We start from the raw sequence: 15,436 nt of genomic DNA on the forward strand, positions 1-15,436 counted from the left end.
GGCGCCCCCCCCCCCCCCCCGGCGGGGGCGGGGGGGGGGGGGGGGGGGCCGGGCCGCCCCCCCCCCCCCCCCCCCCCCCGGGATGGATCGGTGTCAGCCGTCGTTCTGCTCGGCCGCCATCTCGGCCTGGGCGTTCGACTCGTCGAGGAGCGCCTGCATCTGCGGCTGGACCTCGGCGAGGTACTCCGCTGCCGGCTTGTCGCCGTCGACCACGGGCTGGATGTTGACCCAGAGCTCGTCGTACCAGGCGGCGCCGTAGGTGAAGGCGGCGGGCATGGCGCGGCCGTAGTCCTCGGCGATGTCCAGGAACTCCTGGCGGTTGGCCGGGACCGCGTCCTCCTCCGCCGCCCACTCCTGGGCGGTGTCGATCCGGTTCGGGATCTGGATGTTGGCGTCGATGAGGGTCTGCTGGGCCTCCTCGTCCGTGGACAGGTAGGTCACCAGCTCGACGGCCTCTGCGGGCATGTCGGTCGTCTGGGAGACCCCGATGCCGAGGGAGCCGACCCACGCGGCGGTCTCACCGGTCTGGCCGACGGGCCAGGGCATGAGGTCGTACTCGAAGTCGAGCTCGTTGTAGACGCTCATGTCCCACGGGCCGACGGGGAAGAACCCGATCTCGCCGGCCATGAAGCGCTGGTACGTGTCGAGCGTCTGCGCCTGCTCCGGGTCCGGCGTGACGCCGTGCTCCGTGGTGAGGTCGGTGAAGAACTGCAGGGCCTCGGCGAACTCCGGCGTGTCGACCGTGACCTCGGTCTTGTCCTCGTTGGTCCAGTCACCGCCGTTGCTCCAGACGAACGACTGCAGGTTCCACTCGACGTTGAGGCCGGTGCCCCACTGGTCGGTCTCGCCGTCGCCGTCGGTGTCCTGGGTCAGCTCCTCGAGGATCGGCAGCCACTCGTCGAAGGTGAGGGGCTCGTCGACGTCCGGCAGGTCGATGCCGGCCTCCTCGAGCATCGTCTTGTTGTAGCCCATGGCGAACGGGCCGATGTCCTTCGGCAGCCCGTAGAGGCGTCCTTCCGGAGTGCCCTGGAGCGTCCCGTCGTAGCGGTAGGAGTTGACGCCGTAGTCCCAGATGTTGTCGAGGTCCACGTCGAGCTCGGCCACCTGGTCGGTGATGTCCATGAGGACCCCGGAGCTGACGTAGGACTGCAGGTTGGCCTGCTCGATGTAGAACACGTCCGGGACGGTGTTGCCGGCGATCGCCGCCTGCAGCTTGGTGGCGTACTGGTCGACGTCGGTGACGATGACCTCGACCTCGACACCGGTATTCTCGGTGAACCGGTCGATCGCGGCCTGGTACGCGGCCTTCTCGTCGTCGCCGCCTCGGAACATGAAGGTGAGGCCGTCGCTCGACTCGCCGCCGCCGGTGCTGCACGCAGCGGTGCCGGCGACGATGAGCCCGGCGACGACGCCGGCGGTCAGGCGTGACTTCTTCATCACGGGGTCCTCTCGTAGAGCCTAGACGCGGCACGGGGCTGGTCCTGTGAGTGCGGCTCCCGATCCGCTTTACATCGATGGAGAGCCACCGACGGAAGCAACATTTGCACGCGCCACGTGGGTCGGTCAAGTGGCTCCGGTCACGGATGTACAACGATGAAGAAGCAAGTGCCCGAACCCGTTGACCGGCAGGCGCCAGGCAGGGATAGTTCTGGCCTGCCACGACGTCCCGGCCGAGAGGATCCACCATGCCGAGCAACCCCCCGCGGACACGTCCACCCATGGGCTGGAACTCCTGGGACTGCTTCGGCACCACGGTCACCGAGGAGGAGGTCCTGGCGAACGCGCGGTACCTGGCGACGCACATGGCGCACGCCGGCTGGGACACCGTCGTCGTCGACATCCAATGGTACGAGCCCACGGCGCGTGCCGGCGGGTACAACGACGACGCCCCGCTGCGCTTCGACACGCGCGGGTTCCTGCAGCCCGCGACCGAACGCTTCCCGTCCGCCGTCGACGGCGCCGGGTTCCGGCCCCTCGCCGACGCCGTCCACGACCTCGGGCTGCGGTTCGGCATCCACCTGATGCGCGGGATCGCCCGCCGGGCCGTCGCCGCCGACCTGCCCGTGCCCGGCACGCCGTACACCACCCGCGACATCGCGGACACGACCAGCACCTGCCCCTGGAACGGGGACAGCTACGGGCTGGACCACACCCACCCGGGGGCCCAGGTCTGGCTCGACGCGATGATCGACCACGTCGTCGGGTGGGGCGTCGACTACCTCAAGGTCGACGACATGCTGGCGCCCTACCACGCGGACGCCGTCGAGGCCCTCGCCACCGCCGTCCGCCGCGCGGGCCGGAACCACGACCGCCACGTCACGATCTCGCTGTCGCCCGGCACCGACCTCTCGCTCGCCCACCTCGACCACCTGCGCGCGCACGCCGACGCCTGGCGGGTCTCCGACGACCTGTGGGACCGGTGGGAGGACGTCGAGGCCCAGCTCGGCCGCATGGCCCGCTGGGCGCCGCACTCGGGACCTGACGGCTGGGCCGACGCCGACATGCTCCCGCTGGGCCGCATCGGCCTGCGCGCCGAACGGGGCGAGCCCCGGGACTCGGCCCTGACCACCGACGAACGGCGCACCCTGCTCACGCTGTGGTGCCTCGCCCGCTCGCCGCTCATGGTCGGCGGCGACCTGCCGTCGACGGACCCCGGCACCGTCGCCGACCTCACGCACCTCGGGGTGCTCGAGGTGGCGGGCCGCTCGACCGGCGGCCGCGAGCTGCTGCGCGAGCAGGACACCGTCGTCTGGGGCGCCGCCACCGACGACGCCACGACCCGCTGGGCCGCCGTGTTCAACACCGCAGCCACGCCGCGCCGCATCCGGGTGCCGGCCGCAGCGGCCGCGCTGCCCGGGACGCCCACCACGCTCACCGACGTGTGGACGGGCGGACAGGTGCGCACCGAGCCCGCGACCGCCGCCACCGGGCACGACACCGTGATCGCCGTCGACGTGCCCGCCCACGGCGTCCGGCTCCTGCGGGACGACCGGTGAGGAACCCCTTGACCCGCGCCCGCACGATCGCCCTGGTCGCCGCCCTGGTTGCCGCCGTCGCCGCCGTCGCGCTGGCCGTCCTGCGGCCCTGGGAGCCCGCGCCGGAGCCGCTCGCACTGACCGGGGACCTGCGGACCCACGACCCGGCGCTGGTGGTGGGCGACGACGGCGACCCCTGGTTCGTCTACTCCACCGGCGATCCCGGACGCGGCCTCGGGGCGCCCATGGTGCACCGCTCCGACGACGGCGGGTCCACGTGGGAGCGGGTCGGCCCGGCCTGGTCGAGCGCCGACGACCCGCAGTGGGTGCGCGAGACGATCGACGGCGTCGAGCACTACTGGGCCCCCGAGCTGGTCGAGCGCGACGGCACCTGGTACCTCTACTACTCGGCCTCCACGTTCGGGTCGAACACGTCGGCGATCGGGCTGGCCACCAGCCCGACCCTCGACCCGGCCGACCCCGACTACGGCTGGACCCACGAGGGCGCCGTGTGGCGCTCGCAGGCGGGTGAGACGAGCTACAACGCGATCGACCCCGGGGTCGTCGAGGACACCGACGGCAGCCCGTGGCTCTTCTTCGGCTCGTTCTGGGGCGGGATCCAGATGGTTCCGCTGGAGTGGCCGTCCGGCATGCCGGCCGACGGTGCCGAACCGACCATGGTCGCCACCCGCTCCGGTGTGCCGGAGAACCAGATCGAGGCGCCGTACGTCGTCGAGCGCGACGGCTGGTACTACCTGTTCGTCTCCTGGGGCAAGTGCTGCTCCGGCGTCGACTCGACCTACTCGATCCACGTGGGCCGTGCGCAGGACGTCACCGGGCCGTACCTCGACGCCGAGGGCAAGGACATGGCGCTGGGCGGCGGCACCCTGGTGCTCGGTACCGAGGGCCCGATGATCGGGCCCGGCGGGCAGTCGCTCTCGCAGGGTCGGCTCGCGTACCACTTCTACGACGGCGACGACGGCGGCGCGTTCCGCCTGGCGATCCAGGACCTGGCCTGGGAGGACGGCTGGCCGGTGGCGACCACCGAGGTGCCGGAGCCCTGAGCGGTCGGCCTGAAGCCGGCCGCTGCCGGCTGCTCCCCGACAGGACGATCGGCTAGGATCGCCACGTCGCGACTGGCGTACAGGTGGATCACCACCGGGGAGCGACGCGCTGTGCTGACGACGGGTCGGTCGCCTGGGCCCGGTCGGTAACGACAACCCGTGCAACCGCCGACACAGCAGGAGACGCCGCCATGAGCGCACCCGACCCCACGTTCGACGCCCCACTGTCCGAGGTGGACCCGGAGATCGCCGCCGTCCTCGACGGCGAGCTGGCCCGCCAGCGCGACACCCTCGAGATGATCGCGTCGGAGAACTTCGTGCCGCGCGCCGTCCTCCAGGCCCAGGGCTCGGTCCTGACCAACAAGTACGCCGAGGGATACCCGGGCCGCCGCTACTACGGCGGCTGCGAGCAGGTCGACATCGCGGAGAACCTCGCGATCGCCCGCGCCAAGGAGCTGTTCGGCGCCGAGTACGCCAACGTCCAGCCGCACTCCGGTGCGCAGGCCAACGCCGCCGTGCTGCACGCGCTGATCAACCCGGGCGACAAGATCCTCGGCCTCGAGCTGGCCCACGGCGGTCACCTCACGCACGGCATGAAGATCAACTTCTCCGGCAAGCTGTACGACGTCGCCGGATACGGCGTCGACCCGGAGTCGCACCGCATCGAGATGGACGAGGTCCGCAAGCGTGCCCTGGAGCACCGCCCGGACGTGATCATCGCCGGCTGGTCCGCCTACCCGCGCCAGCTCGACTTCCCCGCGTTCCGCGAGATCGCGGACGAGGTCGGCGCCAAGCTCTGGGTGGACATGGCGCACTTCGCCGGCCTGGTCGCCGCCGGGCTCCACCCCTCCCCGGTGCCGCACGCCGACGTCGTCTCCTCCACGGTGCACAAGACCATCGGCGGCCCGCGCTCCGGCTTCATCCTGGCCAAGGAGGAGTACGCGAAGAAGCTGAACTCGGCCGTCTTCCCCGGTCAGCAGGGCGGCCCGCTCATGCACGTCATCGCCGGCAAGGCCGTGGCGTTCAAGCTGGCGGCGTCGGACGCCTTCACGGAGCGCCAGGAGCGCACCCTGCGCGGCGCCCGCATCATCGCGGACCGCCTCTCGCAGGCGGACGTCGCGGGGACCGGCGTCTCCGTGCTCACCGGTGGCACGGACGTCCACCTGGCACTGGTGGACCTGCGGCACTCGGCGATGGACGGCCAGCAGGCGGAGGACCTCCTGCACTCGGTCGGCATCACCGTCAACCGCAACGCCGTCCCGTTCGACCCGCGCCCGCCGCGCGTCACCTCCGGCCTGCGCATCGGCACCCCGGCGCTCGCCACCCGCGGCTTCGGCGACGAGGAGTTCACCGAGGTCGCGGACATCATCGCGGTCGCGCTGCGCGACGGCGAGGGCGCGGACGCCGCGGCCCTGTCCGCCCGCGTCGAGAAGCTCACGGCCGACTTCCCGCTGTACCCGGAGCTGCAGCAGTGACCGCCCGGATGCTGCCGGGCGGGCCGGTCGCCGAGGCCGTGTTCGCCGACCTCGCCCCGCGGATCGAGGCGCTCGTCGCCGCCGGTCACCGGCCAGGTCTCGGCACGATCCTCGTGGGCGACGACTCCGCGAGCGCCGGCTACATCCGCATGAAGATGGACAAGGCGACCGAGCTCGGTTTCAGCTCGCCGCACATCCATCTGCCGCAGGACGCCGCGCAGGCGGACGTCCTGGCGGCGGTGCGGGAGATGAACGACGCCGACGACGTCGACTCCGTGCTGATCCAGCACCCGACGCCCCCGCAGATCGACTTCGACGCGGCGCTGCTGGCGCTCGACCCGGACAAGGACGTCGACGCGCTCCACCCCGTGAACATGGGGCGTCTCGCCCTGGGCATGCCGGGTCCCGTGCCCGCCACGCCGGCGGGGATCGAGACGCTGCTTGCCCACTACGAGATCCCGGTGGCCGGGCGCGAGGTCTGCATCCTCGGGCGCGGCACGACGCTCGGGCGGCCGCTGGCGCTGCTGCTCTCGCAGAAGCGTCCGACGGCGAACGCCGCCGTCACCGTGGTCCACACCGGGGTGCCGGACTGGCCGGAGTACACCAAGCGTGCCGACATCGTCATCGCGGCAGCCGGTGTCCCGGGCATCCTGCAGCCGGAGCACCTGACGCCGGGCGTGACGGTCGTCGGTGGCGGCGTCCGGTACGAGGGTCGCAAGCTGCTGCCGGACGTGGACGAGTCCTGCGAGGAGGTCGCCGGCGCGATCACGCCGCGGATCGGCGGCGTCGGTCCGACGACGATCGCGATGCTGTTCCGCAGCGCGGTCGAGGCTGCGGAGCGCACGGTCGGCTGACCGCCCCGGCGGGGGGCGGGGCGCCCCCCCCCCCCCCCCCCCCCCGCCGCCCCGACCTTGCGATGATGACGGGATGACCGTGACGCGCGAGGACCGCTGGACCGCTGACCCGGGCGAGCTGCTCCGGGTCGGGCCGGGCTTCCGGCTGGCCGACGTCGACGCGGACACCACACCTGGCTACGACGGACGCAAGAAGCACGGCCGCGCCGACCTGCGCGCGGGGACCGACGAGCTCGCCGACCTGCAGGAACGCCTCTACGCCCAGAGCAGGCAGGACCCGGCCGCCCCGTCGGTGCTGCTCGTCCTCCAGGCGATGGACTCCGCGGGCAAGGGCGGGATCGTCCGCCACGTCATCGGGGCCACCGACCCGCAGGGCATCCAGCTCAAGGCGTTCAAGAAGCCGACGCCCGAGGAGCTGGGGCACGACTTCCTGTGGCGGGTGGAGAAGGAGGTCCCCGAGGCGGGGTACATCGGTGTCTTCGACCGCTCGCACTACGAGGACGTCCTCATCGGTGCCGTGCGCGAGCTCGCGCCGCCCGCGGAGATCGAGCGCCGCTACGGTGCGATCAACGACTTCGAGCGCCGGCTGACGGAATCGGGCACACGCGTCGTCAAGGTCATGCTCCACATCTCCTCCGAGGAGCAGAAGGCGCGCCTCATGGAGCGGCTCGACCGGCCCGACAAGCACTGGAAGTACAACCCGGGGGACGTGGACGAGCGCCAGCTCTGGCCGCGCTACATGGAGGCGTTCCAGACGGTGTTCGACCGCACCTCGACCGAGCGCGCCCCCTGGTACGTCGTGCCGGCGAACGCGAAGTGGTACGCGAGGCTCGCCGTCCAGGCGCTGCTGCTGGGGGTCCTGGAGGACATCGACCCGCAGTGGCCCACGGCCACCTACGACGTGGCGGCGGAGAAGCGGCGGCTCGCTGCGACCTGACGGCCGATGAGTTCGCCAGGTGCGCGGCGTCGTACCTCTCAGGACCCCCGACCGGGGGAGTGGAGGGAGGCAACGACATGGTCACGGTGCGACCCCATCTGTGGTTCGCCGACAACGACGCGCACGAGGCCGCGGCGTTCTACGCCGAGCACGTCCCCGGCTCCAGGGTCGGCAACGTGCTCACGGCGTCCGAGGGGATCCCCGGCGTCGTGGCGGGCGAACCGTTCATCGTCGAGTTCACGGTCTGCGGGCTCGACGTCGTCGGACTCAACGCCGGGCCCGACCTCCGGCTCGACGAGGCCTTCAGCTTCTACCTGCTCTGCGACGGGCAGGAGGAGGTCGACCACTACTGGGACCTCTTCACGGCCGACGGCGGCAAGCCCGGTCCGTGCGGATGGTGCACGGACCGGTTCGGCGTGAGCTGGCAGGTCATCCCGAAGCAGCTCGAGGAGCTCTGCGGCGACTACTCCACCGCGGCGAACCAGCGCACCGTGCAGGCGATGCTCACGATGTCCAAGATCGACGTGGCCGCGCTGGAGGCGGCGTACGCCGGCGAGTGACGTCCCGGTCGGGTGACGCACACCGCTGACAGCCGTCGGTGGTGTGTGGTGGTATGGCCCGCGTGCTGACCATCGCCACCGCCAACGTCAACGGGATCCGTGCCGCCTTCCGCCGCGGCATGCACGACTGGATCTCCCGCCGCTCGCCCGACGTCCTGCTGCTGCAGGAGGTCCGGGCCCCCGATGCGCTCGTGCGCGACTACCTCGACGGCTGGCACGTCGCCCACCTGCCGTCCGAGCTCAAGGGGCGGGCCGGCGTCGCCGTCGCGTCACGCCTCCCGATCGCCGCGGTGCGCGGCGGGCTCGCGCTGCCCGACGGCGGCACGGAGCCCGACGTCGACACCGGGCGCTGGCTGGAGGCGGACCTGACGCTGCCCGGCGGCGCGCCGCTCACCGTGGTCTCGGCCTACCTGCACTCGGGGTCGACGAACCCCGGCCAGGAGCACACGATGGTCGCCAAGTACGCCCACCTGGACCGGGTGTCGGCGCGGCTTGCCGATCTCGCCTCCGGCGCGGCTCCGGCCCTCGTGGCGGGCGACCTGAACATCGCCCACCGGGAGGTCGACCTCGCGAACTTCAAGGGCAACCGCAAGAGCGCCGGCTTCCTGCCCGAGGAGCGCGCCTACGTCGACCGCTGGCTCGACGGCGGCTGGACCGACCTCGGCCGCGCCCACGGCGGTGACGGGCCGGGTCCGTACACGTGGTGGACCTGGCGCGGGCAGGCGTTCACCAACGACCGCGGCTGGCGGATCGACTACCAGCTCGCGAACCGCCGGCTCGCCGACCAGGCGGTCAAGGTCGAGGTGGACAGGGCGCCGTCGTACGAGGAGCGGTGGAGCGACCACTCGGCGGTGGTGGCGAGCTACGCCCTCCCGCTGTGACAGGCACGTCCGCTGTGACCGGGACGAGATGAACCTGTGATGCACGGAACCGTGCCTGTTCATCTTCTGTTCACCTGGGGTCAGGCGTGAGGTCACTCTGGCCTGGTTCTCTCGGAGAGTGATGACGAGCAGCGGTCGCCGCCGGGGCGATCACCTCACCTCCACGGGAGACTCCATGACCGACGTCCTGCCGCAGGCGTCCGTGACCTCCGCCGCTCCGGCCGAGGTCGACCAGCGCGAGTCCCGGCTGGTCAGCCCGTTCGAGCGGCTCGGCCTGTCCGGCCGCGCGCTGCGCACCGCCAACTGGCTGGGCATCGTCGTCGGCGTCTACGTCCTCATCACTGCCGTGGAGCTGATCGGCTCCGGTTTCAAGGTGGCGACGGGCGACTCCGCCGAGTCGCTGTTCGCGTTCGCGTCGAACCCGTTCGTCGCGCTGATGGTCGGCGTCCTGTTCACCGCGGCCACGCAGTCGAGCTCGACGACCACCTCGGTGACCGTCGGCCTCGTGGCCGGCGGCCTGCCGATGAGCATCGCGATCCCGATGCTCATGGGTGCCAACATCGGCACGACCCTGACCAACACGCTGGTCAGCCTGGGCATGGTGCGCGACCGGGAGACCTTCCGCCGCGCGTTCTCCGCCGCGACAGTGCACGACTTCTTCAACCTGATCGCCGTCGCCATCTTCCTCCCGCTGGAGCTCGCGTTCGGCTTCCTCCAGAAGTCGTCCGCCTGGCTCGCGGACGCGGCCTCCGGGTCCGACGGCGGCATCGTCGCCACGCTGTTCGGCGCGCTCGGGACCGTCGTGGACGCCGTCACCGAGCCGCTCGCGGACCTGCTCGGCTGGTCCACCTCGTTCCTCCCCGGTGCCTGGCACGGCGTCGCGATGATCGTCCTCGGCATCGGCCTGATCCTTGCGGTCATCAACTGGCTCGGCAAGCTGCTCAAGGTGCTCATGGTCGGCCGCGCGGCCGAGGTGCTGCACGCCTCCGTGGGTCGCGGTCCGCTGACCGGTATCGCCAGCGGCGCCGCGATGACCGTGATGGTCCAGTCCTCCTCGACCACGACCAGCCTGATGATCCCGCTCGCCGGGTCCGGCACCTTCTCGCTCAAGCAGATCTACCCGTTCACCGTGGGCGCCAACATCGGGACCACGGTCACCGCCCTGATCGCGGCCTTCGCGTTCACCGGGGCGGAGGGCACGCTCGCCCTGCAGGCCGCGTTCGTGCACGTGCTGTTCAACGTGTTCGCGGCGCTGGTGGTCTTCGGTCTGCCGCTGCTGCGCCAGCTCCCGCTGCGCGGCGCGACGTGGCTCGGTAATGTCGCCGCCACCAACAAGGTGTGGGCCGCGGCCTGGGTGCTCGGAGTGTTCGTGGGCATCCCGCTGGCACTCATCGGCATCACCACGATGCTGTGAGCCCGCACGGACGGGCAGGTGACCCCATGACCACGGGCAGGCCGGAGGACGCGGCCGCCGTCGAGCGCGAGCTCGAGCGGATCGTCGCCGAGGCAGAGGCCAAGCTGGCCGAGGTGCGCCGCGAGCTGGCCGAGCGGCGCCGGCAGGACGCGCAGCACGCTGAGATCGACCGGCTCGAGGAGCACCTCGGCAACGCCACCGTGCGGTGGGAAGAGGTGCGCTCGTTCTTCGACGACGTGCTGGCCCAGCTCCGCCGCGGCGAAGACCGCGACGACCCGTCGGGATGATCCGCTGAGGCGCCGACGACGGCGCCGACGATCAGCGCGCGGGGTCCGACGGCGGTGCGAGCAGGAACCCGGGCGCTGCGAGCCCGGCCTCGTCGAACGCCGTCTGGACGGCCGCGGTGACGCCGTCGACGTCCGCGGCGCGGACCAGGGCGATGGCTGACCCGCCGAACCCCCCGCCGGTCATCCGCGCACCGAGCGCTCCGGCGCCGAGCGCCGCCTCGACCACCAGGTCGAGCTCGTGTGCGGAGACCTCGTAGTCGTCCCGCAGCGAGGCGTGCGAGGCGTTCATGAGCGGGCCGACCTCGGTGGCCCGTCCGGCGCGCACCAGGTCCGCGAACTCGGCGGTGCGCGCGATCTCGGTGACCACGTGCCGGACCCGGCGGCGCAGGACCTCGGCGTCCTCGGTGCCGCCGAGCTTGTCCAGGGCGACGTCGAGCTCGTCGGGCGCGATCTCGCGCAACGAGGCGACCCCGAGGATGTCCGCGGCCTGCTCGCACGCGGCCCGGCGCTGGGCGTACTGCCCGTCGACGAGCGCGTGCTCGGCCCGGGTGTCCACCACGAGCAGCGTCAGCCCGGCCGCGGCCAGGTCGAAGGGCACCCGCTCGGCGGACTCGAGCGCGGTGAGGCCGGGCCGGCAGTCCAGGAGCAGGGCGTGCCCGGCGGAGCAGCGGAGCGACGCCGCCTGGTCCATGCCGCCGGTCGGCGCGCCCGCGATCTCGTTCTCGGCCCGGACGCACGCCGTCACCAGCTCTGCCCGGCCGGCGTCGTCGGCCGCCAGACCCAGCGAGTGGACCGCGTCGAGCGCGACCGCGACCGCGCACTCCAGCGCGGCCGACGAGGACAGGCCCGCGCCGAACGGCACGCACGAGTCGACGACGGCGTCGAACCCGGAGACCTCGTGACCCGCGGCGCGCAGCGCCCAGGCGACGCCGGCCACGTACGCCCCCCAGCCGTGGGTGACCCCGGGGGTGACCTCGTCGAGCGCCGTCTCCCACCGCTCGTCGGGAGCCTGGGCCGAGGCGAGGCGCACGAGGCCGTCGGTCCGGGACCGCAGCGCCACGTAGGTGCGGTGGGGGAGCGCCACGGGCAGGGCCAGCCCGGCGTTGTAGTCGGTGTGCTCCCCGATCAGGTTCACGCGCCCCGGGGCGGACCACACGCCGTCCGGCGCGCCGTCGTCCCCGAAAGCCTCGGTGAACAGGGTGCGGACACGGGCGGCGCCGTCGTCGGCGGACCAGGAATCGAGCCACTGGGGAGACGTCATGGCCCCCAGTATCACCGATCCGGCGCTTCCTCCGGGACGGCTGCTCAGCCCTGCCCGTGGCCGGCCGAGCCGACGGGCGTCACGCCGAGCTGCCTGCCCGCCAGGCCGCGCGCCCGGCCGGAGAGGCGCCGCGCGACGTCGCGCAGCACCTGCGCGCCGGGGGAGTCGGGATCGGTGAGCACCACGGGGGTGCCGTCGTCGCCGCCCTCGCGGACGGGCACGTCCAGCGGGACCTGCCCGAGGAGCGGGACCTCCGTGCCCACGGTCTCCGTGAGGCTCCGGGCGACGCGCTCCCCGCCACCGGAACCGAAGATCTCCAGGCGGGAGCCGTCGGGCTGCGCGAGCCACGACATGTTCTCCACGACGCCCACCACGCCCTGGGACGTCTGGGTCGCGATCGACCCGGCCCGTTCGGCCACCTCGGCGGCGGCCACCTGCGGTGTGGTGACCACGAGGATCTCGCTGCCGGGCAGGAGCTGCGCCACCGAGATGGCGATGTCCCCGGTGCCGGGGGGCAGGTCGAGCAGCAGCACGTCCAGGTCGCCCCAGAACACGTCGGCGAGGAACTGCTCCAGGGCCCGGTGCAGCATCGGCCCGCGCCACACGACCGGCTGGCCGGCAGGCACGAACATGCCGATCGAGACGACCTTGACGCCGTGCGCGATCGGCGGCAGGAGCATCGAGTCGACGCGGGTGGGCTGTCGGTCGACGCCCAGCATGCGGGGGATCGAGAAGCCGTAGATGTCGGCGTCGAGCACGCCCACGCTGAGGCCGTCGGCGGCCATGGCCGCCGCCAGGTTCGCGGTCACCGACGACTTGCCGACGCCGCCCTTGCCGGACGCGACGGCGAAGACCTTCGTCAGCGAGCCCGCCTGCGCGAACGGGATGATCGGGTCGCCGGCACCGCCACGGAGCTGGGACCGCAGGGACTTGCGCTGCTCGGGCGTCATGACGCCGAGCTCGACGTCGACGGAGCCGACGCCCTCGACCCGCTCGGTCGCGGCGGTCACGTCGCGCACCAGGGTCGACTTCATGGGGCACCCGGCGATGGTGAGGTCCACGCCCACGGTGACGTGCGCGCCGTCCGGTCCGTCGCCGTCGGCCGCGGCCGGGGCGCTGACGGCGACCGAGCGGATCATGTTCAGCTCGGTGAGCGGGCGGCGGATCTCGGGATCGACGACGGCGGACAGGGCGTCCCGGACGCGAGCCTCGAGGTCGGCGGTGGGTGAAGCCATGCTCCGATCCTACGGGCGCCGCGACTCGTGTAGCCGTTCCGGCGTCCTGTGCGGGATACTGGCCGGATGAGCATGAGCCGTCAGTCCGTCGTGCCCCGCGTGCCGACCCTGCCCAAGGGGGAGGAGATCGCCGCCTACGACTCCTACCTGGAGGCGCAGAAGGCGGTCGACTACCTGTCGGACGAGAAGTTCGCCGTCCAGCACGTGACGATCGTGGGCACCGACCTGCGCATGGTCGAGCGCGTCACCGGGCGGCTCACCTACGGGCGGGTGGCGCTCGCCGGCGCGCTGTCCGGTGCATGGTTCGGGTTCTTCGTGGGCCTGCTGCTCACCCTGTTCGCCGGCGGCGCGACCAGCGTGCTCTTCGTGGCCCTGGGCCTCGGTGCCGGGTTCGGGCTGATGTTCTCCGTGCTCTCCTACGCGTTCACCGGAGGCCGGCGAGACTTCACGTCGCAGTCGCAGATCGTCGCCTCGACCTATGCCATCCTCTGCGCGCCCGAGCAGGCCGGCGAGGCGCGGCGGATGCTCGCCGACTCGCCCAGCGGCCTCGGCAAGCAGCGCACGCCGGAGCGTCCCGCAGCACCGGCCACGCCCTCCGCGCCCGACCCCCGGTGGACCATGCCCGACGGCGCCCCGCGCTACGGGGCGATGCGACCGGGCGGGTCGCAGGGTGGTGCGGGAGGTGCTGGCGGCGAGGGACCTTCGCACCCGCAGCCGCCCGCCACGGGGCCGGAGCTGCCCGAGGACCCGTCACGCACGGGCCCGACGCCGCCGTCCGGGTCTGCCACGGCCGCTCCGGAGTCCACCGTGGACCCGGACGACCCGTACGCCCCCCCGCGCGACCGCTGACCAGCACAGCACTGCGCCTTCTCTGCCTGCCCCCTCACTTCCTGCCGAAGGGATTCGGCCGCACGGGTGTCAGCCGCGCAGGCGCGCCATCCAGGCCTCGACGTCCTCCGGGCGGCGGGGGAGTGCCGCGGACAGGTTCTCGTTGCCGTCAGCGGTGACGAGCACGTCGTCCTCGATGCGCACCCCGATCCCGCGGTACTCCTCAGGGACGGCGAGGTCGTCGGCCTTGAAGTAGAGGCCCGGTTCGATGGTGAAGACCATGCCCGGCTCGAGCACACCGTCGAGGTACATCTCGCGGCGGGCCTGCGCGCAGTCGTGCACGTCCAGGCCGAGGTGGTGCGACGTGCCGTGCACCATCCAGCGGCGGTGCTGCTGGCCCTCCGGGGTCAACGCCTCCTCGGCCGGGACGGGCAGCAGTCCCCACTCCTCGAGCCGCGCCGCGATGACCTCCATGGCGGCCGCGTGCACGTCACGGAACTTCGCCCCCGGCTTGGCGACGGCGAACGCGGCGTCCGCGGCGTCGAGGACGGCGGTGTAGATGCGCCGCTGGACCTCGGTGAACTCGCCGTCGACCGGCAGGGTGCGGGTCACGTCGGCCGTGTAGAGCTCGTCGACCTCGACCCCGCCGTCGAGCAGGACCATGTCCCCGGACCGGACCACGCCGTCGTTGGTGATCCAGTGCAGCGTGGTGGCGTGCTCGCCGGCGGCCGCGATGGTCTCGTAGCCCACGGTGTTGCCCTCGAGGCGAGCGTGGGCGTCGAACGTGGTCTCGATGACCCGCTCCCCACGGCGGTGCTCGACGGCGCGCGGCAGCGCGAGCACCACGGCCTCGAAGCCTTCGACGGTGTGGCCGACGGCGGCTCGCATGAGCTCGATCTCGAGCTCGTCCTTGACGAGGCGCAGCTCGGAGGCGGCCTCGGCGAGCGTCTCGTCCGACGCGTCCTCCTCGGTGCCCGCCTCGGTGCGGATCGCCTCGATCAGTGCCGCGATCTCCTCGTCGGCCTCGGTGATCACGAGGACCTGCACACCGTCCGCGCCGACGTCCTTGGCGAGCGCCTCGCGCAGCTCGTCCACGTGCCGCGCCTCGATGCCCGTCAGCGTGGTGACGTCGTCGAGGCTCGGCCGGGCGCCGACCCAGAACTCGCCGTAGCGGGCGTCGGCGTAGAACTCCTCGGTGTTGCGCGGGGCCAGCGGACGCACGTACAGCACCGCGTGGTGGTTCGACCCGTCGCCGTCCGCGCCCGGGTCGCCCTCGCCCTGCGCCACCGGGTGCAGCACCAGCACGGCGTCGGGCTCCTGGTCGGTGCCCAGCCCGGTGAGGTGGGCGAACGCCGAGTGGGGCCGGAACCGGTAGTCGGTGTCGTTGGAGCGCTGCTTGAGAGGACCGGCGGGGAGCACGAGGCGGGTGCCGGGGAAGCGCGCGGACAGCTTCGCGCGCCGTTCGGCGGTGAAGGGCACCGCGCGGCCCGGCGTCACGCCGAGGTCCGGTCGCGGACCCCACTGCGAGGTGATGAAGTCCTTGAACGCGCGGGAGTCGGGACGGTGGGAACGGTTGCTCCCGCGGCCCTCGACGGCGTCGTCGCTGGTCTGGTCGACCGGGGTGGTGTCGCTCATGCGGTCCAGTCTCCCACCTGCCGCACGGCG

At 72.6% G+C, this 15,436-nt stretch carries 14 protein-coding genes and 1 riboswitch; of the genes, 10 read left to right on the forward strand and 4 right to left on the reverse strand.

Annotated elements, in window-relative coordinates; genetic code table 11:
* Positions 1 to 93: 93 nt before the first annotated feature.
* Positions 94 to 1,437, reverse strand: coding sequence for an ABC transporter substrate-binding protein (locus ACH5HR_RS15630; RefSeq protein ID WP_402372234.1), 1,344 nt, complete (start codon positions 1,435 to 1,437; stop codon positions 94 to 96).
* 248 nt (positions 1,438 to 1,685) lie between these two features.
* Here ACH5HR_RS15630 and ACH5HR_RS15635 point away from each other — a divergent pair, with 248 nt between their 5' ends.
* From ACH5HR_RS15635 to ACH5HR_RS15675, 9 genes are all read left to right on the forward strand, one after another.
* Positions 1,686 to 2,996, forward strand: coding sequence for a glycoside hydrolase family 27 protein (locus ACH5HR_RS15635; protein WP_402372233.1), 1,311 nt, complete (start codon positions 1,686 to 1,688; stop codon positions 2,994 to 2,996).
* Positions 2,993 to 4,039 carry an arabinan endo-1,5-alpha-L-arabinosidase gene (locus tag ACH5HR_RS15640; RefSeq protein WP_402372231.1) on the forward strand — a complete coding sequence of 349 codons (1,047 nt, stop codon included), beginning with the start codon at positions 2,993 to 2,995 and terminating at the stop codon, positions 4,037 to 4,039. Before ACH5HR_RS15635 ends, ACH5HR_RS15640 begins: the two co-directional genes overlap by 4 nt.
* A 58-nt stretch (positions 4,040 to 4,097) precedes the next feature.
* A riboswitch (ZMP/ZTP riboswitch) is annotated at positions 4,098 to 4,185 on the forward strand.
* A 45-nt stretch (positions 4,186 to 4,230) separates the two neighbouring features.
* Positions 4,231 to 5,514, forward strand: coding sequence for a serine hydroxymethyltransferase (gene glyA / locus ACH5HR_RS15645; protein WP_416478717.1), 1,284 nt, complete (start codon positions 4,231 to 4,233; stop codon positions 5,512 to 5,514).
* Positions 5,511 to 6,368 carry a bifunctional 5,10-methylenetetrahydrofolate dehydrogenase/5,10-methenyltetrahydrofolate cyclohydrolase gene (locus tag ACH5HR_RS15650; RefSeq protein ID WP_416478718.1) on the forward strand — a complete coding sequence of 286 codons (858 nt, stop codon included), beginning with the start codon at positions 5,511 to 5,513 and terminating at the stop codon, positions 6,366 to 6,368. The genes glyA and ACH5HR_RS15650 overlap by 4 nt, the downstream gene beginning before the upstream one ends.
* 73 nt (positions 6,369 to 6,441) lie before the next feature.
* Positions 6,442 to 7,305, forward strand: coding sequence for a polyphosphate kinase 2 family protein (locus ACH5HR_RS15655; protein WP_416478720.1), 864 nt, complete (start codon positions 6,442 to 6,444; stop codon positions 7,303 to 7,305).
* 77 nt (positions 7,306 to 7,382) lie between these two features.
* Entirely contained in the window at positions 7,383 to 7,865 is a 483-nt protein-coding gene (locus tag ACH5HR_RS15660; RefSeq protein ID WP_416478722.1) for a VOC family protein, read from the forward strand.
* A gap of 62 nt (positions 7,866 to 7,927) precedes the next feature.
* A complete protein-coding gene (locus ACH5HR_RS15665; RefSeq protein WP_402372223.1) occupies positions 7,928 to 8,746 on the forward strand; it encodes an exodeoxyribonuclease III in 819 nt (272 codons plus the stop codon).
* A gap of 175 nt (positions 8,747 to 8,921) precedes the next feature.
* Complete coding sequence (locus tag ACH5HR_RS15670) at positions 8,922 to 10,160, forward strand: Na/Pi symporter (RefSeq protein ID WP_402372221.1); 1,239 nt, start codon at positions 8,922 to 8,924, stop codon at positions 10,158 to 10,160.
* A 26-nt stretch (positions 10,161 to 10,186) separates the two neighbouring features.
* The gene (locus ACH5HR_RS15675) at positions 10,187 to 10,447 is read left to right on the forward strand and encodes a hypothetical protein (protein ID WP_402372219.1); all 261 of its coding nucleotides are present in this window, start codon (positions 10,187 to 10,189) and stop codon (positions 10,445 to 10,447) included.
* A gap of 31 nt (positions 10,448 to 10,478) precedes the next feature.
* On the opposite strand, the gene galK is transcribed toward ACH5HR_RS15675, so the two are convergent.
* Positions 10,479 to 11,708 (reverse strand): galactokinase, encoded by a 1,230-nt coding sequence (galK, locus tag ACH5HR_RS15680; RefSeq protein WP_416478725.1) that lies wholly within the window; start codon positions 11,706 to 11,708, stop codon positions 10,479 to 10,481.
* A gap of 44 nt (positions 11,709 to 11,752) precedes the next feature.
* Positions 11,753 to 12,943, reverse strand: a complete 1,191-nt coding sequence (locus tag ACH5HR_RS15685) for an Mrp/NBP35 family ATP-binding protein (protein WP_416478726.1) — start codon at positions 12,941 to 12,943, stop codon at positions 11,753 to 11,755.
* A gap of 66 nt (positions 12,944 to 13,009) precedes the next feature.
* Between ACH5HR_RS15685 and ACH5HR_RS15690 the strand changes: the two genes are divergently transcribed.
* Positions 13,010 to 13,792, forward strand: a complete 783-nt coding sequence (locus tag ACH5HR_RS15690) for a YflT domain-containing protein (RefSeq protein WP_402372214.1) — start codon at positions 13,010 to 13,012, stop codon at positions 13,790 to 13,792.
* A 69-nt stretch (positions 13,793 to 13,861) separates the two neighbouring features.
* Here the strand turns inward: ACH5HR_RS15690 and ACH5HR_RS15695 are convergent, their stop codons facing one another.
* On the reverse strand, positions 13,862 to 15,406 hold the full coding sequence (locus ACH5HR_RS15695; RefSeq protein ID WP_416478728.1) for an aminopeptidase P family protein: 1,545 nt from the start codon (positions 15,404 to 15,406) through the stop codon (positions 13,862 to 13,864).
* Positions 15,407 to 15,436: the final 30 nt, after the last annotated feature.

This window comes from Isoptericola maris, from assembly GCF_048065335.1.
Taxonomy (GTDB): domain Bacteria; phylum Actinomycetota; class Actinomycetes; order Actinomycetales; family Cellulomonadaceae; genus Isoptericola; species Isoptericola rhizosphaerae.